At 48.5% G+C, this 20,401-nt stretch carries 13 protein-coding genes; 3 read left to right on the top strand and 10 right to left on the bottom strand.

Annotated elements, in window-relative coordinates; genetic code table 11:
- Positions 1 to 170: 170 nt before the first annotated feature.
- From fabI to ACFSUO_RS09440, 9 genes are all read right to left on the bottom strand, one after another.
- Positions 171 to 950, bottom strand: coding sequence for an enoyl-ACP reductase FabI (gene fabI, locus ACFSUO_RS09480; protein ID WP_382393415.1), 780 nt, complete (start codon positions 948 to 950; stop codon positions 171 to 173).
- A gap of 349 nt (positions 951 to 1,299) precedes the next feature.
- Positions 1,300 to 2,094: an ABC transporter ATP-binding protein gene (locus ACFSUO_RS09475; RefSeq protein ID WP_382393413.1), complete on the bottom strand. Its 795-nt coding sequence runs from the start codon at positions 2,092 to 2,094 to the stop codon at positions 1,300 to 1,302.
- The gene (locus tag ACFSUO_RS09470; protein WP_382393411.1) at positions 2,095 to 3,084 is read right to left on the bottom strand and encodes an ABC transporter permease; all 990 of its coding nucleotides are present in this window, start codon (positions 3,082 to 3,084) and stop codon (positions 2,095 to 2,097) included.
- 116 nt (positions 3,085 to 3,200) lie between these two features.
- Positions 3,201 to 4,217, bottom strand: coding sequence for an ABC transporter substrate-binding protein (locus ACFSUO_RS09465; protein ID WP_382393409.1), 1,017 nt, complete (start codon positions 4,215 to 4,217; stop codon positions 3,201 to 3,203).
- A gap of 749 nt (positions 4,218 to 4,966) precedes the next feature.
- On the bottom strand, positions 4,967 to 5,290 hold the full coding sequence (locus ACFSUO_RS09460) for a hypothetical protein (protein ID WP_382393407.1): 324 nt from the start codon (positions 5,288 to 5,290) through the stop codon (positions 4,967 to 4,969).
- Between the two features lie 149 nt (positions 5,291 to 5,439).
- On the bottom strand, positions 5,440 to 6,714 hold the full coding sequence (locus tag ACFSUO_RS09455) for a TIGR02679 family protein (RefSeq protein ID WP_382393405.1): 1,275 nt from the start codon (positions 6,712 to 6,714) through the stop codon (positions 5,440 to 5,442).
- Positions 6,715 to 6,730: 16 nt separating this feature from the next.
- Complete coding sequence (locus ACFSUO_RS09450) at positions 6,731 to 10,879, bottom strand: TIGR02680 family protein (protein WP_382393403.1); 4,149 nt, start codon at positions 10,877 to 10,879, stop codon at positions 6,731 to 6,733.
- Positions 10,863 to 12,035, bottom strand: a complete 1,173-nt coding sequence (locus ACFSUO_RS09445; RefSeq protein ID WP_382393401.1) for a TIGR02678 family protein — start codon at positions 12,033 to 12,035, stop codon at positions 10,863 to 10,865. Before ACFSUO_RS09445 ends, ACFSUO_RS09450 begins: the two co-directional genes overlap by 17 nt.
- The gene (locus ACFSUO_RS09440) at positions 12,036 to 13,532 is read right to left on the bottom strand and encodes a TIGR02677 family protein (RefSeq protein WP_382393573.1); all 1,497 of its coding nucleotides are present in this window, start codon (positions 13,530 to 13,532) and stop codon (positions 12,036 to 12,038) included.
- A gap of 208 nt (positions 13,533 to 13,740) precedes the next feature.
- On the opposite strand from ACFSUO_RS09440, the gene ACFSUO_RS09435 reads away from it, so the two are divergent.
- The gene (locus ACFSUO_RS09435) at positions 13,741 to 15,069 is read left to right on the top strand and encodes a short-chain fatty acid transporter (protein ID WP_382393399.1); all 1,329 of its coding nucleotides are present in this window, start codon (positions 13,741 to 13,743) and stop codon (positions 15,067 to 15,069) included.
- 333 nt (positions 15,070 to 15,402) lie between these two features.
- Here ACFSUO_RS09435 and ACFSUO_RS09430 read toward each other — a convergent pair whose 3' ends face one another.
- Entirely contained in the window at positions 15,403 to 16,314 is a 912-nt protein-coding gene (locus ACFSUO_RS09430; RefSeq protein WP_382393397.1) for a DMT family transporter, read from the bottom strand.
- A 206-nt stretch (positions 16,315 to 16,520) separates the two neighbouring features.
- On the opposite strand from ACFSUO_RS09430, the gene ACFSUO_RS09425 reads away from it, so the two are divergent.
- Together ACFSUO_RS09425 and ACFSUO_RS09420 are read left to right on the top strand one after the other, a co-directional pair.
- Entirely contained in the window at positions 16,521 to 18,209 is a 1,689-nt protein-coding gene (locus ACFSUO_RS09425; protein WP_382393395.1) for a serine hydrolase, read from the top strand.
- Between the two features lie 63 nt (positions 18,210 to 18,272).
- Positions 18,273 to 20,330 carry a glycoside hydrolase family 3 protein gene (locus tag ACFSUO_RS09420; protein ID WP_382393571.1) on the top strand — a complete coding sequence of 686 codons (2,058 nt, stop codon included), beginning with the start codon at positions 18,273 to 18,275 and terminating at the stop codon, positions 20,328 to 20,330.
- Positions 20,331 to 20,401 lie beyond the last annotated feature (71 nt).

Below are 20,401 nucleotides of genomic sequence, written 5' to 3'. Positions count from 1 at the left end.
TAGCTGTACAGGGAGCTTCGTTGTATGCTTGTATAGTTCAGCATATGCGAAATTTTGCAGGGTTTGTAATTCATTTAGGGGAGAAAAGCGCAAAAAAAGCAGGCATCTATAAACAGATGCCTGCTTTTAAATCGGAGCGGCCGCACGCACTGTGCCAACAGCCTCAATTATTAGGAACCGGCGACGATATGAAAGCCGGAATCCACGTGCAGCACTTCACCAGTTACTCCGCGTGCCAGATCACTCAGCAAGAACATGGTTGCATCTCCAACCTGATCCTGATCAACTTGGCGGCGGAGCGGTGCTTTTTCCTCGATAACCGACATTTTTTCGTTAAAGCCGGAAACGCCTTTTGCCGACAGCGTGCGGATGGGGCCGGCCGAGACGGCGTTGACACGAACACCATCCTTGCCGACATCTTCCGCCAAATAACGAACACTGGCTTCCAACGCCGCCTTAGCCACGCCCATCACATTATAGTTCGGGACAACCCGTTCAGCACCGAGATACGTCTGCGTGACAATACCGCCGCCCTCGGTCATCAGCTTTCTTGCCTCACGCGTCACGGCAACGAGCGAATACGCGCTAATATTCTGCGCAGTCAGGTACCCATCACGGGACGTATCGGCATACTCACCCTGAAGCTCGTCCGTGTTGGCAAACGCAACCGAATGGACAAGCCCATGAATCGTGCCATTCGTTTCACCAATTTCCTGGAATGCTTGTTTGATGCTGTCATCATCTTCCACATCACAAGCAACCACCATCTGCGGCTCAATGTCATTTTTCTCGAGCAATTTTTCCAGCTTCTGCTTGGAACGCTCCTGCCGGTATGTGAAAATTAGTTTCGCCCCGGCGTTGTGGAGGGACTTAGTAATCCCCCACGCAATGCTGCGGTTATTCGCAACACCCATAACAACAATCGTTTTATCCTGCAAGATAGCACTCATATATGTACCTCCGTAAAAAGGGTTATATACATAATGTAGCACAATTAGGACCAGGTGTTAAATGGAGAAGGGAACTAGACTGGGAAAAATATTTTTGGAACCGTATTCTCGGGCTAAGCAAGGTAATCCCGGTAGGACACTCTTTCAGATTATTCGGCTGAAGCCATAGCTTTATATTTTGACCAGTGCATGACTGCTAGCTGCAGCTCATTATTGACAATAACTCCGACTTTAATTGCCAACGTGTTCGACATGTTTCGACGAAATTCGGGCGGTGACAGGCACTGCCGGCACCACAGGCACCGGCAGACCAGCGGCAAACACCAGCACCGAATGCCGCCGCCGACATTCACCCCAATATCGCACGATCATCGTTAAATTGTTCTCCGCGGATGCGTTGAAATTCTTCCAGCAATTGTTCTATGGTAAGTTTTTCTTTTTCCTTTTCGGTTAAATCTAAAATAACTTGTCCTCTATCCATCATAATCAGCCGGTTTCCCAAATCCAGCGCCTGTTGCATATTGTGGGTAACCATTAAAGTGGTTAAATCGAATTTCTTCACCATATCCTTGGTGATTTCCGTAATTAATTGTGCCCTGGATGGATCCAATGCCGCGGTATGTTCATCCAGCATTAAAATGTCCGGTTCTGTAAACGTAGCCATCAGTAAGGACAATGCCTGACGCTCGCCACCGGAAAGCAAGCCGACTTTAGCAGTGAGGCGGTCTTCCAGTCCAAGGTGTAATGTTTGTAAATACTCTTGAAACATTGCCTTTCGTTTTTTCGTGACGCCAAGTTTGAGTTTGCGCTTTTTATTCCGTGCATAAGCCATTGCCAGATTTTCTTCAATGGTCATGGACGGTGCAGTCCCGGCCAGCGGATCTTGAAAAACGCGCCCGATAAACTGCGACCGCTTATATTCCGGCAGCTGGACAACTTGCTGATTGTTGATAAAAACATCACCAACATCCGGAATAATATTGCCTGCAACGGTATTCATTAACGTTGATTTCCCTGCACCGTTACTGCCAATAACGGTAACAAAGTCCCCTTTTTCCAATTGCAGGTTAATCCGCTGCAAAGCCTCTTTTTCGTCCGGGGTGCCCTCATTAAATGTAACGGAAATATCGTTTAGCTGCAGCATTTACAAAACTCCCTTTACCTTTGATCCGCTAAGCTCTGCCCGTTTTTTCCTACGGCGCTTTCGTTCTTTCCGCGCTTTCATCACTTTTGGTGCCACTAAGGCAGCAATAACCAGCAGTGCCGTAATCAGCTTCATATCACCGGTTTCCAGAAACTCCACTCTTAGTGCCATAGTGACAACGATTCGATAAATAACAGCACCGCCAATAACCGCCAGCGTTGTCCAGACAATGGTCTTTGTTCCAAATAATGCTTCCCCTATGATGACAGAGGCCAAACCAATAATAATCATACCAATTCCCATACCAACGTCAGCAAAACCGCCATACTGCGCAATGAAAGCTCCTGATAAAGCGACAAGTGCATTGGAGATGCCAACACCTGTAATGATGAGTAAATCGGTATTTGCTGAAAAGCTGCGAATCATGCGTTTATTATCCCCCGTCGCGCGCAAAGCCAGCCCAATCTCCGTTTTTAAATAGTAATCGGTTATAAATTTTATCAGAACAGTTACAACCATCATGACAAGCAAAAGGCCCCAGGTTTCCGGCAATTGATCCATACCAAGAGATGCCAGCATCCCATTCAGCAACCCATCAATTCCGGTTGCAGCCCACATCGTTTCCAACTGTTTGAAAATCGTCGTTTCTTGTAATAAAGATAATGTTGGTTGCCCCATGATTCGTAAATTTATCGAATAAAGGGCAATCATCATCAAAATTCCGGAAAGCAGTGCATTAATATTCCCTTTTGCATGAAGGGATCCGGTGATACATCCGGCAATAAATCCGGCAATTGCCGCAAACAGGGTAGCCAAAATTGGTGGTATCCCATTGACAATGGAGATTGAAGCAACGGCCGCACCCGTTACAAAACTTCCATCTACTGTCAAATCCGGAAAATCCAAAACACGGAAGGTTAAGTATACCCCTAAAGCCATAATCGCATAAATAATTCCTGATTCAACTGCTCCAAACAATGCTATAAACATGGTGTCCACCTCCACGTGTCTTTCTGCAATATATGTACTGTTGTTATTTAGGTTAAGAAGTACAATGCAGCAAGCAGATACGGCTTCTACCTGCTGCGATTGTAATGAAGAATATGTTATTCTGCTTTTAGGATTTCTGCATTTTCGTCCCATTCATCGTTCCACTCAACGCCCTGTTCTTCAGCTGCCTGCTTGTTAATAAACAACTGTATCTCTTGTGGATGTTCAACAGCTATCTCACTTGGCTTTTTATTCCCCTTCAGGATTTCCGCCGCCATTTCTCCTGTTCGGTAACCGATGGATTCGTAGTCAATTCCAAATGTGGCAAACCCGCCTTTTTCAAGGGAATCCGGTTCCCCTACGATCATTGGGATATCCTGTTCATTCGCTACACCGACAACACTATCCAATGCCGATACGACCGTATTGTCGGTAATGATATAAAACACGTCTGCTTTACCGACAAGCGACTGGGCAGCCTGTTGTACTTCAGCAGAATTAGCCACGGTCCGTTCGGCAAACGATAGATCGGTTCCATCCGCTGCATTTTTTACTGCTTCAATTTGTGTTACGGAATTTTGCTCCCCGGCATTATAAACCAACCCGACGTTGGCCTCTTCAAAATTATCCGCAATAAATTGAACGGTCTTTTTGATTGCATCCGGATGAAGATCCACCACACCGGTAATGTTGTCTCCCGGCTGATCCATGGATTCAACCAGCCCAGCTTCAACTGCGTCCGTTACAGATGTAAACACAATGGGAATATCATCTGCAGCCTGTACCGCGCCAAGTGCACTAGGCGTCGAATTGGCAAAGATTAAATCCACTTGGTCCGCTACAAAATTATTCGCAATAGGGGTGACATTGTTTTGATCCCCCTGAGCACTTTGCAAATCATATTCCACATTCAAGTCGGCGTCTTCTAGTGCATCCTGAAAGCCTTGATATGCCGCATCAAGGGACGGATGCTCGACAATTTGCGTAGCACCGATCTGATACGTTTTTTCTCCGTCTGCAGCATCAGCATCGCTCGAGCTTGAACCGTCACTCTCATTATTTTTACTGCCACCACATGCAGTCATAACCATGAATGTAATAAGTGCAATGACAAGCAATAAACCTTTTTTCATCTTTTCAACCCCTCGCTAGTTATTTGACTTTTTTATATAGTTAAAAATTACTGCCAATTATATCACAGGGCTTAGAAGAGTCAAGATGTTTCAGCCAACTTTATAGAACCGGAAATAAAAATTTTAAGCACCAGTTTTAAGGGGCTTGCAACCGTAGTGCAACTATTTATCGGAGGTGGTTTCTCATAGATTTGACAATCCAGTGTATTTGTGCGATTATATAAAGATGTGAGTGAAGTAATGATAAGCACTTAATTCTGGCATTCTACTCGTTTGTTTTTGAAAATGCTTATTCACACTGGCGTGACTTCGGGGTCACAAGGACGTTCGAGCAGGAAGGGCTGACGTTGCTTAAGTTAGAAAACTCCAGTGGAACACAAACCGCGGCAAAACCGGAATCTTTTCTGTGATTCCCGCCTGAAAAGGCTTATTAATAAAATTGAAAGCTTATGTATTACTTTATAAACCAAAGGGGTACTCTTTTTAACAGGGGTGCCCCTTTTCTAATAGGTAAGCGTTGGGAACGCGGAGAAAGAAACTGCGTGAACCGCGTAGCGTTAATACCAGTTATGTATGATGAAGTGCATACTTTTCTGCCTGCTTTTTCGTCATGCATCATGATGATGTATTACTTATATCGGCAAAGTTCGAGAATCTATTAACCTTTTCCGGGGAATTTTTTTACATTTACAATAGGGTTGGAACGCGGGGTTAAAACGAAAAAAATAAGCCTGCACGGGGCACGTTTTTTAATCTATTCCTAATTCTTTTTGCAAAATCGGAGTTTGGGCCTTGGCATCTCCAAGCTCGTTATTATAATTGTTTAGCTTATGATCGATTCGGCGCATGTCACCGCGCATATTTGTCATCTCTTTTTTCATGTTGTCGACGCTGGTTTCTAGGTTTCCCATTCTATCTTCTAGATTTCCAGCATGAGTCTCCAATTTTTCGACTCTTCCTTCCAGCCTGCCGACGCTTTCCTTAACCTCTCCTACATCTTTTGTTAGTCCATTTAGATCTTTTGACATCTCCTTGATCGCAACAAACAAATCGTTCATGGTTATTTCGCTCACCTGATTTCACCTCCATTTTTCATGCATTAATCATAGCACCGCGGCCCATATCCAACAAGAGAACATAATATGAAAATTTGACAATTCAACACCCTCAAAATATCATTTTCCCCTAGGGCAAAATTCAATGTTACGACATACATCCCCGCTCATTCTTCAATTTTAATATCTTCCACCATCCGCTCCACCAGTGCCTCCTGATAACCTGCTTTACCTTTCTCTCGCATAGCTGCAGCCACTTCTGCCAAGGCAGGGTGTTCAATCCGGTTCAGCTTCTCCAAACGCTCCTCCGGCAAGTCTTTCACCGGATTGCTAGCTGCATAGGCCCTTTCATTCATATGCCACAACTGCACACGGCCTTCGGGATACCGTTCCAGCAGCCGCTGAGCCATGCCGAGGCCTTCTGGATCGAAATCCCCGGCATAATGCAGCGTATTCCCTGCTTCCACCAGCCTGTCCAAAAGCATTAGCGCGGCCAGCGTAAACTGCCCATTTGTACAAACAATCGGGACGTCCTGCCTGTAATCGAGCAACGTCGCACAAACACCGGAATTCTCCACAATCCAGACATCCTTACCACGAGCCGGATAAACAGCTGTTGAGCTCACCAGCTCCCGAATCGGAACAATTTGCACGGTATTCTCGCTGACCGCAGCACTCCAGACGGGATGTACGCCTGTTTTCGTCTCGGCGAGAAGCCCTGCACAAGTAACATAATTCAGCAAATCATCCCGGTAAATGTGATAGTGCTGCAGCAGTTCATTAATCGCCTCTGTACTTGACGGAACAGCTTCGCCGGCTTTGACAGCCAACACATGCAGCCATAATTTCCCCTGATCTGTATGCAAGTCAAACGCGTGCGGATCCCCTGTCACCCGCTGGCTGAACATCGGGAGCCGCTCCGGTGACACCGGCAATTGACAAAAGGCATCATGAAGCCGGGTGACCAATCCCATAAAATGCTCGGCTTCCCGTTCCAGCAGCGTCCAGATCCAGCGTGTTTCTCCAGGGGTTTCCTGCAAAAAGTCAAACCAAAATGCGAGTGGACTATATTTTTCCTTCAGATCTTCCACAAACGCGAGCACGTTCGCTTCCTTCTCTTCCTTGCGTTGTTTTTTCGAGATAATCTCTTCACCGAAAAACGCATCTAGTAATGGTTTCAACTCCACATCACTGAAGCGGGTGTTTTGCAGTTGCCGCTCGAATCCCTCAACAGAAATGGATTTTTTGGCGCCTAATTTCGATGCGGGCAATCCGAAAAAGCCGCCAATCACCTCCAGTTCCTCTTCCGTAAACAATCGGACGGGCACAGTACCGCCAATTCTGCCAAGGGACTCGTATTTCCTTTTGAACTCACCGAACAGTTTTTGATAAGCCGGTTCACTTTTAAAAAATGCCACTGCTTTCTGTAGTTCTTTGTTCATAACCAACGTACTCCTTTTACGAATCCACCGTTGCAGCTATTTCCCCTTCAGGAATATCCAAGTGCCGGGTCTTCCCGTCCCAATAGTAGCGGATAACACTGACGAAGCCTTCGTTTTTCGGGCGAACGAGCTCACAAATGGCCAGGGATGAAATCGTATCATAGTCGCCCCAGAGCACCTGGGAGTTCATGATGTAGTCAAAGCCGAGCTCCTCGACAATCTCGAACATTTCCCGGATGTTGTTTTCATCGACTCCGGCAAACGCCTCGTCCAGCGAAATAATATATGGTGCCGTTTCGTCCGCTTCCAAATATCTTGAATAGCATGCCGTGAAAAGCGGAATGTACATAGCCATCGCCTTTTCGCCGCCACTGAACTTGTAAAACGCGTGGTTCGTCAGTTCGCGTTTCGGTTCGCCCGCTCGCTGGTAGGATAGGACAAATGAGAACCAGTTCCGGTAATCCAGCACGTCTTTCAGCACTTGCAGCAAGGTGTTGCCTTCCCCTTTTACGTCAACAAGCTCTTTTGCCCGTTCAATTTTGGAGCGGAAGTGCTCGATAACTTGATTGATGTCCTCTTCTTTCAATAAACGGGCATCACGCCGCAGCAAGTCGACGAGTTCTTTCGTGTCCAGCTCGGCTTCGGTTTCTGCTGTGCGCGGTTTCCATTTAATGGAGAAAGACAGGCCTGATGACGAATCACTACCCGCCATCAGTTGATTCATTTGTTCTGTCCATTTTTGTGCCCGGGCAATGCGGCTGCGCAGTTTTTTGCCAACCGAATCAAACAGAATTTCTTCATAAAGCCGGCGATCCTGGTCATCAAGCATTGTTTGCTGGCGTTCCCGGTCACTGGCGATTGTTTTCCTGATGTAGTACGGGCTCACGCGTTTCCCTTGAAAATCGAGTTCAATCTTGCGCCGCTTTGTTTTCTGCTGCCAGTTGGTGATGTGCATGCGCTGCTCGTCAGTCCAGTCATCATGCATCCAAGTCTCATCGGCCGCCGGGATTTCCGTATCAGTCATCCGGTATTCCATCAGACTGGCGTGCTGCTCAAAATACACACTCGTCAGCTGGCTTTCCAGTTTGGACGGGTCTTTTTCCTGCAAAAAGGCTTTATACTGTTTGGCAATAGTACGCGCGAGTTCATCCGTGTCTTCCGTTTGCTCCGGTATTTCGACAAAGCCAAGACTGACTTCCTGTTGAAACGATGCTTTCCACGCGGCCGTCATATTTTCCCAAAACTGGATTTTTTGCTGAATCGCCACAATTTCTTCAGCCAGCACGTTTTTGTTGGATTCTTTGGCCGGTAAATCCGATTTAATCTGATCAAGCTCTTGGTTCGTCTCGGCAAGCTCGTCCTGCACTTCCCGGATTTGCTTACGGATAGCTGCGACCCCTTCTAATTCAAGCTGCTTTTCGATTTCAGCGATGTTCTGTTCTTTCTGGGACTGTTTGTCAGCAAGGTCATTCAATTCGCCCTGCAGTTCATCGACTTCGGCGGCCAATTCCTCCAGCCGTTCGTTGGCCTGCTCGATTTGCTGGGCGGTATGGCGGTACGTCGTATGCTTGGTAATCAGTCCGTGCAAGCTAATTTCATACTCCCGCATAATCTTGGCAGCTTCCTGGTACGCCGCAAAGGAAAAGGCGAGATTATACTCGCGTGTTTCCGCGTCGAGCTTACTTTTCATTTCCCGGTACGCCTGTGTCAGCCTGCTCATTTGCTCGTCCAAATCACGCAACGTTTTCTCGTATTGACTGATGGCAAACCTCTTTTCTTTAATGTGGGAAAAACTTTCGGACAAGTCGTCATCGGACGGAAACGCTTCAAGCGCATCTTTCGCGGCTTGAATGTTTTCTTGCAGTGCTTCCACATCACGCGTTACCGTTTGTTTTTCTGACTGCAATGCATCTATTTCGGCTGTCAGCTGTTCGATTTGCTCCTGCCGGTATCGTCGGCGGGCATTGCGGCCGATAAACCGTACCCGCTCAACCGGTACCGCATGCCCGCGGAGCAAACCAATTTGATACGTGCCATCCGCGTTAATCGCCGCACTGTCTTCGTCCGACCCGCCGTCGACCAAAATACTGCGGAGCACTTCATCGACCTTTACTGAACTAAGTTTCGCATCCTCATCCAAATCCGGCTGCAAATAATCTGCGAGCGTATGGGCCATCATGTTCGGGTTGGCGTGCAAAATGCGGTCATGCTTCAGTGGCACCTCTTCGTTCGTTAATAAAGCATCAAGCAGACCGGCATCCACCAGCGCCGCTTCCATCTGCACGCGCACCTCATCCGCCACATGTTCCTGAAATTCAACCGCTTCATAGAAAGGCGCAAAAGCATATCCCGCTTCGGTCAGTTTTTTCCTGGCATCCCGTGTCTCCTCCCGCTGGTTTGGCGGCTCAGGATCCCGCTTTGCTCTTAACTCGGACAGTTCCGTTTCTTTTGTGTGGATGTTTTCATCAAGTGTTGTGACCCGGCTTTTCTGCAGCGCGATTTTTTCATTGATGGTTAATTGATAATCGCGGACGGCTTCCCCATAAGGGCTGCGGATACGCTCATAGCTGACGGGCTCATATAATTGGTACATGTCGCGCGCCGTCTGCTGCAGTACGTCATCACTGATCGGCAAAAATTCATGGCGCTCGGCCCATGTATGGATTTCTGCCAGCTTATCCTGTTTGTCTTTCTCAAAAATGCCCAGCCAGTCCTGTTCTTCCTGTTTCTGTGTGTCCAGTTCCTGTCTGGTCGCCGCCATTTGCTGATCGAGCTCGGAAATGCGGCTTTTCTTTTGTTCTAGTTCGCGCAATTCACCGGTAAGCGATTCGAGCTTCTGGTAATGCTGGCCCGCTTCCTTCTTCCAAATGGTAAAGTCATGCTCAGACTCCATATGCCGCCGGAAGTCATCTTTATTGATTTCGTGCTGCGGAAACGAAGTATCGTCGGCGTCCTGATCCAAATCCTCAAGCATGTCCCCCAGCTCACGGCCGAGTTCATCAAGGGACGCGTCCAGCTTTTGCTGTTTTTCTTTCATCGTAAGTTCCTGCTGTTTCTTCCCGGTAAGGGTGCTGTCTTTTTTGACGTGGTCCTCTTTGATTTCTTTCAATTTAGCGATTTCGTCTTTTCGTTCTTCCTCCAGGTTCCACACTTTATGGCTTTGCAAGCGAGTGCGTTTCTGCTCCAGCACTTCATGGGTCTGCCCGAGCGTCCGTTTCCGTTCTACCAGGTCGTTGATGTCGTTGGTCAGCTCGTGCGCTTTTTCCTGTTTTTCCGTTAATGTGGTTGTTTCCTTGTGGTATCGCTTGTTGGCGTCCACGTAATGATCCGCTTTATCGGCCAACTTGTATTGGTTATAGGCGTCATACCGTTGCAGCAGTTTTTCCAGAGCGGTCTGTTCCCGTTCCAGCTGCTCAATTTGCTGTTTCGTCTGGTCCATATGTTCAATCGTGTCGGACAGATGGCGCAAATCATCATCGGTTAGCGGTGGCAAGGATGCTTCCAAAATCTCGTAAATGGCGGTCGGACGGAATTCTTTGGACAGCTTCGGACTGCGTAACTGGATCAGCAGTTTAATCAAGTCGTCATACGCTTCCATGTCGGCAAACCCGAAAATATGCTTGTTCACGAGTTTCATATACTCGCCCTGGGTTCGGACGACTTGCCCGCCTGTGCCGATGCGGTTTTCCAGCTGTACCCGTGATAACGGAATCCGCTGTTTTTCACCACCATTGTATTCCATTTCATACAGGGCAAAATCGTTCCCGATACGGCGATTATCCGTAATGACAAAGCCCCAGAAATTCATCGTCTTATGCCGGCGCGCCTGCAGTCCAATGCCGGTCGTGATGTATTGGTTCGTATCCTCCCGCTTATACTCTAGAAACAGGTAACCGGTCCGTTCATCCCGGTCGACGACGTCTTTTTCCCCTAAAAGATAGTCTTCCATTTTACGCGCTCTTGACCCGAATGGATCGAGCCGGTCAGGTGATTTTTTGCCGTCCAATAACACTGGTAGGATGCTTTGCATGGTCACTGACTTCCCCGAACCATTTGAGCCCCGAAGCAACAGTTTACCGTCCGCAAAATCAAAAATTTCGTCGTCATAATACCAGAAATTCAAAAGTCCGGCCCGGTTCATTTTCCATTTATGATGTTTGTTCATGTGCCTCACCCTCACTGTCTCGAAAATCTTTCGGATAATGTCCGATGACCCGTCCGAATAGCGGTTTAAACATATACGCATTAGTGACCGGTTCCACATCAAGCATTTCCCAGTCAAACAACAGTGCCGTCAGTTCATCGGTAATCGCTGAAATAGACGACTCGCGGAAATGTTTGCTCCACCCTTTGCCGTACAGCTCTCGGCTCTTCGTAATAATTGCTTCAAGCGCCAGTCGCGATAGCCGGATGGTACCCAGCTCGTCCGGTTCATGCGATTCCTCGTTTCTTAAGACGCTGGCAACGTGAAGGGCCACGTCCATAATCGCCTTCTGGTCAGGGAAAAGCGTGAGCTCCTGTTTTCTTTCTTCGGCGACCAGCATGGCGGCATTCTTGAACACTTCCAGCCGGAATTGACTGTGTTCCTCGATATCCCCGCGCAGCCGGTTCCGGAAATTCCGGATATAGGCAAAATCCGCATCATCCTCGTTTTCCCGGTGCACAACCGGCGACACAAACAGCTTCCGATATACCCGTTTGCGCCGCTCGTCTGCTTCATGCCGCTCCCACTCACTCGCCAATATAGTGTCCGCTGATTCATACTCGAACAAGTCTTTTGGATACGACCGCATGAAATACCTGGCGTACACGGTCGTTTCATAGAGCACTTCCTGTTCCTGGTTCATGGCAAAATGGTCCACTTCTCCCTCTACCGACTGAAAAATCGACAAGTGCTCCAATTGCTTAATAACCCGAACGAGCGACCGGCGGTGATTATAGTTCGTCCAGTCAAGCGGGAATTCGCCTGGATACAAGTCTTTTATTTCCTCGCAAATATCGGACAGCAAGAACTGCTCATCGACGGACCGGTTTTCAGTAAATGCGAGCGCACAGCAAAACATCGCATAGTCACGCGGTTCCTGAAATTGCTGCATCCCCATCCAGCTTTTAGCTTCCACCGGGATTTTTTCCAGTTTGATGAAATGCTGATGGACAATCAGCTCAAACCCCAGCTTGTCGTCCACATAGCGTTTCAGCACTTTTTCCCTTTCGCGGATCATTTGGTACAATTCCGGTTCCTTGAGGCGCAGCACCCAAAATCGCTCCAATAATATGCCAAGTGCTTTTTCGGCTTTTTCATCAAATTGATTTGTTTCCATTTAATTGCTCACCTCATCTAAAAATCGGAATGTTACTGCAGGCATTTCGATCGCCCCGTCTTCTGCATGGACGGTTACACGCGCTTTATCTTCCATAATCACTTGTACGTGCCGGCCATATTCCGTTTTAAATGTTTGATCTTTTCTGGCCATGGCCTTGCCGATCCAGCTTAACAGCATCTTCCTTACATACGGTTCAATTGTCGGCAGTTCATTCAGCCGGATTTCGTTGCCGGTCATGTAGTTTTCTAATGTTTCCTGTTCAAGCCGCTTGGTCTGCAAATGTTCCTGTCGTGCGGCTTCCTTCCGCTCTTTTTGGCTAATAATCGCGCCGGGGCGGGTTTTTTCCCGGTAGCTGCGGATGCGCGGTTTCGTTTCGTGTTCCATCGGGGCCTCATCCCACACGTCCGTATAAATGTCATCGGTCGGGACGTGGTCACTGTACAAGTGCCTGGTATGGAACACTCCGAAAACGACGGCGGACAGTTGATGGGCGTCCCGGATATCTTCCATCGAACCGAACCACTGTGCCAGGTGCAAGTAATCCTTCTTGCGGCTGCGGAAATAGTGATGCCGTTCGCCGAGCCGCTGAACAACACGGGTGATGCGGCGGATTTGTTCATTTGTCCGTGTCTGCAGCATATCGAGATTGCTTTCGCCGTGTGCGTTACCGAGAAACCACTCACATAAACTGCGCCACTTTTCCTGCTGGTCGTACATCAGCGCCTGTTCATCCTGTCCGATATCCTCGAACCGGGGCACCTGCTGCTGGTGAAGGACAACATTTTTTAGCAGCGGGGTTAATTGCCGGATGCTAATCGTTTCCAAAAGCTGCTGGATTTTCAGTGCGGTTTGCTGCAGTCCAATAATAAAATCACGCAAGTACGTGGTGAACTGATCCTTGTAGGCGAGAAACGCTTCCGTCTGCATGCGCTCCTCCGCTGCCTCGCTGTTAATGTGGGCCATGTAATCAGATGTGTTCTGGTTGATGGAGCGGAAATAGGCTACAATGTCATTCCACAGCTGTGCGCACTCGTCTGGAGGCGGAACTTCTGCCTTTTTAATGATTTCTTCGACTTTCAGGAGTTCCTGATACAGCCGTTCAAATTCTTTCTTTTCCAGTGACCCGCCAAACACGTCACCGCCTTTTTCCATTTGCTGCAGCATCCGTTCAAATTCCACCGTATACGGCGTGCACTGGTAGCGGTAGCGTTTTTTCTTAAATTCCTCAATCGTGCTGGCACGGCTCACTTCCTGCCTTGCTACCAGGTTATTCCATTTGACGAGCTGGTCCAGGTCCTGCTGCAGCTGCTCTTCTGTATAATCCTGGAACCCGTCCAGATCCGTCAGATGCGCAAAAATTTCTTCCGGAAACAGAAACTCCCGCATCCGCTCGTGCTGCACGTAAAAATAACGGAGGATTGCCCGATAGCTCCAAGCTTTGTCCGCAGTCAGATAGGCTGCTTCCTGCACTTTTTTAAACGATGGTGCCTGCATCATCATCACCCGCATATTTCGACTTTCTTCTATTGTATGTCCGGCGCTTTATGTTGTCTATGGAAAAACATAGGGACATAGAATTTTGCGCTGGAGAGCATTTGCGGCAGCATGGCGTTTATGGGTTCAAGTTGACGGGAGGTAGAAATTTCTGCTAGTTTAATAAAGCAATTGTAAAGCGTTTACAAAGACAAAGGGGGAAATACGATTGAAAGCATTAACGTCATTTTTCGACCGGATGGTGCAGCGTTATTTGCCTGACGCCTTCCTGTTTGCCATCATCCTGACCATCATTGTTTTCTTGTTGGGAATTGGTGTCACGGGCAGCACACCAGTCGAAATGGTAGAGTATTGGGGGACGGGATTCTGGGACTTGCTGGCGTTTGCGATGCAGATGTCGCTGATTGTGGTGACGGGATATATTTTGGCAAGCACACCGTTCGTTCGGAATATTTTGCAAAAAATCAGCACATTAGCGAATACGCCCGGGCAGGCCATTCTGCTGGTGACATTCGTTGCCGGTGTCGCCTGCCTGATTAACTACGGATTCGGACTTGTAGCCGGGGCGCTTCTGGCCATTCATGTTGCCAAACGCGTCCCGTCAGTGGATTACAGGCTATTGATGGCAAGTGCGTACAGTGGATTTCTGCTTTGGCATGGAGGTTTTTCCGCCTCGATTCCATTATTGATTGCAACCGATGATCATTTCCTGATGGATACCATCGGGGCGATTCCGGTTACCGAGACCATTTTCAGCGGGTTTAACCTGTTCATTGTGCTGTTTTTATTACTCACAATGCCACTATTGAACTGGTACATGATGAGAACGCGTGATCCGCTCACGAACACAGATGCAACGGCATGGAATACGGAAGCTTATGACGGCACCGAGGAAGCCGTCACGGCGGAAAGCATGACCCCGGCTGAACGGCTGGAAAATAGCCAGATCCTTTCGATGCTTATTGGCATTCTGGGGCTTGTATTCATTGTTTATCATTTTGTGCAAAACGGGTTTGATCTGAACATTAATATTGTCAATTTTATTTTTCTGTTTCTTGGCATTCTGTTCCACCGGACACCACGCCGCTTTTTGGACAGTGTGACCGATGCAGTAAAGAACGTCGGCGGCATTATTATTCAGTTTCCGTTCTATGCAGGAATTATGGGCATGATGGTCGCATCCGGCCTGTCACAGGCAATGTCGGAATGGTTTGTCAGCATCTCCAATGACGTCACCCTGCCGTTATTCACGTTTCTGAGCGCCGGCATTGTCAACTTTTTCGTCCCATCCGGCGGCGGACAGTGGGCGGTCCAAGGGCCGATCATGATCCCGGCCGCTCTGGAGATCGGTGCTGACACAGCGAAAACGGCCATGGCTGTTGCCTGGGGCGATGCGTGGACGAACATGATCCAGCCATTCTGGGCATTGCCACTATTGGCCATCGCCGGCTTGAAAGTGCGTGACATCATGGGCTTTTGCGTCCTGATTTTATTTTATAGCTTTATCCCGATAGCAATTGGCCTGTTGTTCGTGTAATGCGTTTTAGCTGGGTTGCGGGCGCCCTGGCCTGTACGATCGGAGCAAGGATTGATTAAAGGAAACCACTGCCGCTTCGGATGAGAGCGGCAGTGGTTTTTGTCTGGCTGAGAAAGCGCTCATGGCTGTTGCTTTTTTTGTGAACTTTAGCATTTTACCTGTGAACTTTAGCGTTTTTGTGCGGAACTCTAGCATTTTTGCAGTGAACTTTAGTGCCTTTACGGTGAACTTTGGCTTTTTCGTGATTTACTGCAACGACCCCGCGCTCGCTCTACAGCGATTTCCTGCCAAACTACAGCGATTCTGCCCGCATCTGCAGCGATTCCACCAACGTCAGCCGCCGCTCTCCGACTTCTCTCTCCCAAAAATCTGCGCGACGACGATTCCGGCAATCACGAGTGCAGACCCGGCTAAAATGCTGCCAGTCAGTTCTTCCCCGAGGATCCACCAGCCAAAGAACAGGCCGAATACCGGGACAAGCAGTGTAGACAAGGTAGCGGTCACCATATCAATCATGCTCAGGAGCACAAACCAGACGGTGAAACACAATGCTGATGCCAGCACACCAGTAAATAATATGTAAAAAATGCTTGCACCGGTCAGCTGTATTGGCTCGCCCCACTCGGCAACTATCGTGGCTGCCAGTATTCCAATGGTGCCGAACAGCATCTGATACGCAGATACCTGCAGCTGTGTCATGCCTTCCAGCTTCAGCCGGTAATAGGTGTTGGACGCGGCCCACGAAAACGCCGCTGCCACAATCAGCACCTCACCGAATATAACCGACAGATCCTTTACAAAAAAGATATCCCAGCCGAGGATGGTCACTAAGCCAAGCATGCCCATTGCCAGTCCAGCCACTTTTCCCGGCGTGATTTTTTCCCCGAGCAGCTTTACCGCGAAGATGCTGCTCCAGAGCGGCATGGAATACAATAGAACGGATGACTTTCCGGCATTGACAAACTGCATGCCGTACATGACAAATGTGAAGACGATGGCTGTCTGCAGCATCCCGACGACAACCAAATGCTTCCACATGTGTCGGGGCGGCTTCCCGGCCCTCAGGATCCACACAAACAGGAGCAGTGTCACAGCCCCTGTCCCAAACCGGAACGCCGAAAAAGTAAATGGCCCCATAAAATCAAGTGCCGCCTTCATGAAAACCCATGCATATCCCCAGATGACAGTGATGAGCAGAATCAGCACCCATACAATGCCTTTGTTCGTAAGTATAGAACTCCCCATTATCGACAACCCTCTTTTATGTAAGCTGCTAACACAAGTATAGAGTTTTCAATACCTGCTGACAACAGCCGAATAGCAGTCCTTTTCCCTAATACGTTTGATGCATGTAGATTAACTTTCCCAACTTTTATGATACTTCCGTCGTATGGACGCGCGTCACACGAGATTCTACGCTGTATGTAAACCTTTTCAAAAGGAGGAGAAACATGCGGAGGCACGTAACGTACATTGCACTTCCCATTATTGTCGCAGCTGGATTCCTTGCATCACCCAGCATGCCTGCAGATGCCAACAGCCTTCAGAACCCCTCATCCGAAAAAACACACATGACCGCCAAACAGAAACAAGCACAACCAAATTTCAGCTGGGGCGCACCAAAGCCTGCTGCACCTGTGCTCCACCCCGGAACAGCAAAAGGAGCCGGGATGATCGAACAGCCATTGAACGCCATCGATTCGGTTATGAGGACGATGATGGATGAGGACGTCATGCCCGGTGCTGTCACCCTTGTCGCCAGAAGCGGACACATTGTGCAGCACGAAGCATATGGACATGCCCTTAAGTATGACAAAGAAGGCAAACAAGTAGATGACCCTGTCCAGATGAGCGAAGACACCATATTTGACATTGCCTCGCTCAGCAAAATTTTTACCACCATCGCGGCGATGAAACTGTATGAATCCGGAAAACTGAAACTGGACGCCCCGGTGGCAGACTATATTCCGGAATTTGCTCTAAACGGTAAACAGCACGTCACCGTAGAACAGCTCATGACACATACATCAGGGTTCCAACCGTCTCTCCAGCTATACAAAATGGGAGAATCAAGGGAAGACCGGCTGCAGTATGTCCTTCAGTATCCACTGGAGAACGCACCCGGAACGACATACACGTACAGTGATTTGAACATGATAACATTAGGTGCGCTTGTTGAACGTATTTCCGGTATACAGCTGGATGAATTTGTCCGAAAACATATTACCAAACCATTCAACATGACGGATACCATGTACAATCCGCCTCCGGGCCTAACAGAGCGAATCGCCGCCACCGAATATCAGCCATGGACAGACCGCGGCGTTATCCGGGGTGAGGTGCACGACGAAAACGCCTGGGCTCTTGATGGCGTTGCCGGGCACGCCGGTGTTTTTTCCACGGCAAAGGATCTCGCAAAACTGGGGCATATGATCATCAATGATGGCAACTATCGCGGGCAGCAAATTCTCAAGCCAGAAACCGTGGAAATGATGACATCCAACCAGATTCCCAATATGCCAGGGGATGCGCATGGGCTTGGCTGGGAGATTTCGGAAGGCTGGTACATGGATGCACTGGCAGACCCCTCCGCCATTGGGCATACTGGTTATACCGGAACATCAATGGTAGTAAACCAAAATAATAATACTATAGCTATTTTACTGACTAACCGCGTGCACCCGTCACGTGATACTGTTTCCACCAATCCGGCACGCCGTAAGTTTGCGCGCCAGGTCGCTGATGCTATTCCGGTCACCATTCCGGCCAAAAGTGATGCAGCGTGGTTTTCAGGATATGAAGATGACGCGAATCGAACACTGACGGCTGCAGTCGATGTCACAGAACAGACAGCCTTATCGTTTCATACATGGTACCGGATGGAGGAAGGCTATGATACTGGTACCATTGAAGTTTCAACAGACGGAAAAAATTGGACGAATGCCGGAGCAGCTTATACTGGCAGCAATTCCGGCTGGGAAGCAGAGCACGTGCAGATACCCAAAGGGACCAAATTCATCCGGTTCAACTATCAGACAGATACCTATACCAACGGGAGAGGGTGGTATATCTCAAATGTTAAGTTAGATGGTGAGTCGGTAGATTTCAAAAGTAACGATTGGGTAAAACGAACGTATTAAGGGGGAGAATTTTTGAGAACACAATTAAAATTTTCATTTATTGTAATTACGATTTTGGCACTGATGATCAGCCCGTTTCCGATAGCCGGCATGGGAACCGTCAAAGCAGCTGAGGATGCATCGATAAAGGATTTGATTCTTTTGGAAAATGTCCCGGAAGCCTCTGTACAGATAGAGGACAATCAAATCGATTTAAGCGCACTTCACGTTTATGAAGAAGGCCATTTCAAATTAACCGCTGATAACCTGACATGGCAGTCTTCCAACACGAATGTGGCAAAAGTTGATGATGACGGCACTGTAACTTTGACGGGACAGCCCGGCCGCTCTTTTATCACCGTTTCCGACAGCACTTTCGAGGACCGCATCGCAGTCCATATGAAACCGGACAATCCTAGTCAGAAAGGCAAGCCTTCGTTTACTGGCAAAGTTATTAAACAGAATAGTGACCGCTATCACCTAATCGACAAGGCGGTCGCCAGCATGTCCCTCAAGGAAAAAATCGGCCAGATGCTCATGCCGGATTTCCGGACATGGAATGGGAAGGATGTTACCGAATTGATGCCGGAAATCGAACAACTTATAAAGGAGTATCATCTTGGCGGTGTCATTCTGTTTCGGGAAAATGTGGTGACAACAGAGCAGACGGCAAAACTCGCCGCAACCTATCAGCGGGCTTCGGAAAAATACGGGATGCTTGTGACCATTGACCAGGAGGGCGGCGTTATCACACGGCTGCAGTCCGGAACCGACATGCCCGGCAATATGGCGCTTGGTGCAGCCCGATCGACGGACCTGACATATGATGTCGGTCACGCAATCGGTGAGGAACTGAACGCACTCGGCATCAACATGAATCTCGCTCCCGTCATGGATGTTAATAATAATCCGGACAACCCAGTGATCGGCGTACGTTCATTTGGGGGTTCACCCGAACTGGTGGCTGACATGGGCATCGCTTATACGAAAGGCCTGCAAAACGCCGGTGTGGCTGCAACTGCTAAGCATTTTCCAGGGCACGGCGACACAGCAGTTGACTCCCATCTCGGGCTGCCGGAAGTTCCACATGATAAAGAACGTCTGAAGAAAGTAGAGCTGTACCCATTCCAGCAGGCGATGAACGAAAATATCGATGCCATCATGACCGCACACGTCACGTTTCCAAAAATCGATGATAAAAAAGTCACGTCCAAAAAAGATGGAACAAAAATTTCGCTGCCGGCCACCCTGTCGCGAAAAGTGCTGACTGGTCTGATGCGCGAGGAAATGGGCTATGACGGGCTTATCATCACGGATGCACTGAACATGAATGCCATCAGCGATCATTTCGGTTCTGTTGATGCAGCTATCCGTGCTGTCAAAGCAGGAACAGATATTGTCTTGATGCCTGTTGGGCTTAAGGAAGTCGCTGACGGTTTGCTGGATGCTGTGAAGTCCGGTGAGATTTCCGAAAAACGCGTGGAAGCATCTGTTGAGCGGATTTTGGCTTTGAAAGTTAAACGGAAAATTATTAAACCCGAAACCCCAGCACCAGTCGATGATATCGTAAAAAATGCCAAGGAAGTCGTTGGCTCTGAAGATCATAAACAAGTTGAGCAAGAAGCAGCCAACCAATCCATCACATTGGTGAAAAATAATGACACGCTGCCGCTTGACGTTTCCGATGAAGAAAAAGTCGTTGTAGTGGGCAGCACCTATATCGACCGCTTATATGAATCTGTCAAGGAGCGCCATGCCAGCACCGAACTCATCCGCGCCTCCGGACCCTTGAATGATGAACAGCTGGCCCAACTGGAAAAGACGTCAGCGGTTATCGCCGGAACCTACACGTCCAATGTCAGCGGACGCTCCAAGGATAGTGCACAAATGCAGATGATGAACCAGCTGATTGATGAGGTGTCAGCCCCATTCATCGGTGTAGGCATCCGCAATCCATACGACATCATGGCTTATCCAAAAGCTGATGCCTATTTGGCACAATACGGCTTCCGGAATGCCAGCTTCCGAGCAGCAGCGGCTAGCCTATTCGGTGAAAATAACCCAACAGGCCTATTGCCGGTAACCATACCAGATGCGGATGGCCATGTATTGTACGAATATGGGCATGGACTTTCTTATTAAGCGGAAGCGGCGGGATTTGATTTGCTGAAGTTCACATGGTTTTCCCCGATGTTCACAATGTTTTCGCCGAT

Origin of the sequence: Lentibacillus juripiscarius (assembly GCF_042685205.1) — a bacterium.
GTDB classification, from domain to species: Bacteria; Bacillota; Bacilli; order Bacillales; family Amphibacillaceae; genus Lentibacillus; species Lentibacillus juripiscarius.
The sequence above is the reverse complement of the archived record's forward strand: the minus strand, read 5'-3'. Positions and strand labels throughout refer to the sequence as shown.

Bases quoted from the DNA above. Each gene is read 5' to 3' on its own strand.
- ACFSUO_RS09420 (WP_382393571.1), top strand. From the start codon at position 18,273: ATGATCAGCCCGTTTCCGATAGCCGGCATGGGAACCGTCAAAGCAGCT.
- ACFSUO_RS09455 (WP_382393405.1), bottom strand. From the start codon at position 6,714: ATGAACAAAGAACTACAGAAAGCAGTGGCATTTTTTAAAAGTGAACCG.
- ACFSUO_RS09440 (WP_382393573.1), bottom strand. From the start codon at position 13,532: ATGCAGGCACCATCGTTTAAAAAAGTGCAGGAAGCAGCCTATCTGACT.
- ACFSUO_RS09430 (WP_382393397.1), bottom strand. From the start codon at position 16,314: ATGGGGAGTTCTATACTTACGAACAAAGGCATTGTATGGGTGCTGATT.
- ACFSUO_RS09470 (WP_382393411.1), bottom strand. From the start codon at position 3,084: ATGTTTATAGCATTGTTTGGAGCAGTTGAATCAGGAATTATTTATGCG.
- ACFSUO_RS09475 (WP_382393413.1), bottom strand. From the start codon at position 2,094: ATGCTGCAGCTAAACGATATTTCCGTTACATTTAATGAGGGCACCCCG.
- ACFSUO_RS09425 (WP_382393395.1), top strand. From the start codon at position 16,521: ATGCGGAGGCACGTAACGTACATTGCACTTCCCATTATTGTCGCAGCT.
- ACFSUO_RS09465 (WP_382393409.1), bottom strand. From the start codon at position 4,217: ATGAAAAAAGGTTTATTGCTTGTCATTGCACTTATTACATTCATGGTT.
- fabI (WP_382393415.1), bottom strand. From the start codon at position 950: ATGAGTGCTATCTTGCAGGATAAAACGATTGTTGTTATGGGTGTTGCG.
- ACFSUO_RS09445 (WP_382393401.1), bottom strand. From the start codon at position 12,035: ATGGAAACAAATCAATTTGATGAAAAAGCCGAAAAAGCACTTGGCATA.
- ACFSUO_RS09450 (WP_382393403.1), bottom strand. From the start codon at position 10,879: ATGAACAAACATCATAAATGGAAAATGAACCGGGCCGGACTTTTGAAT.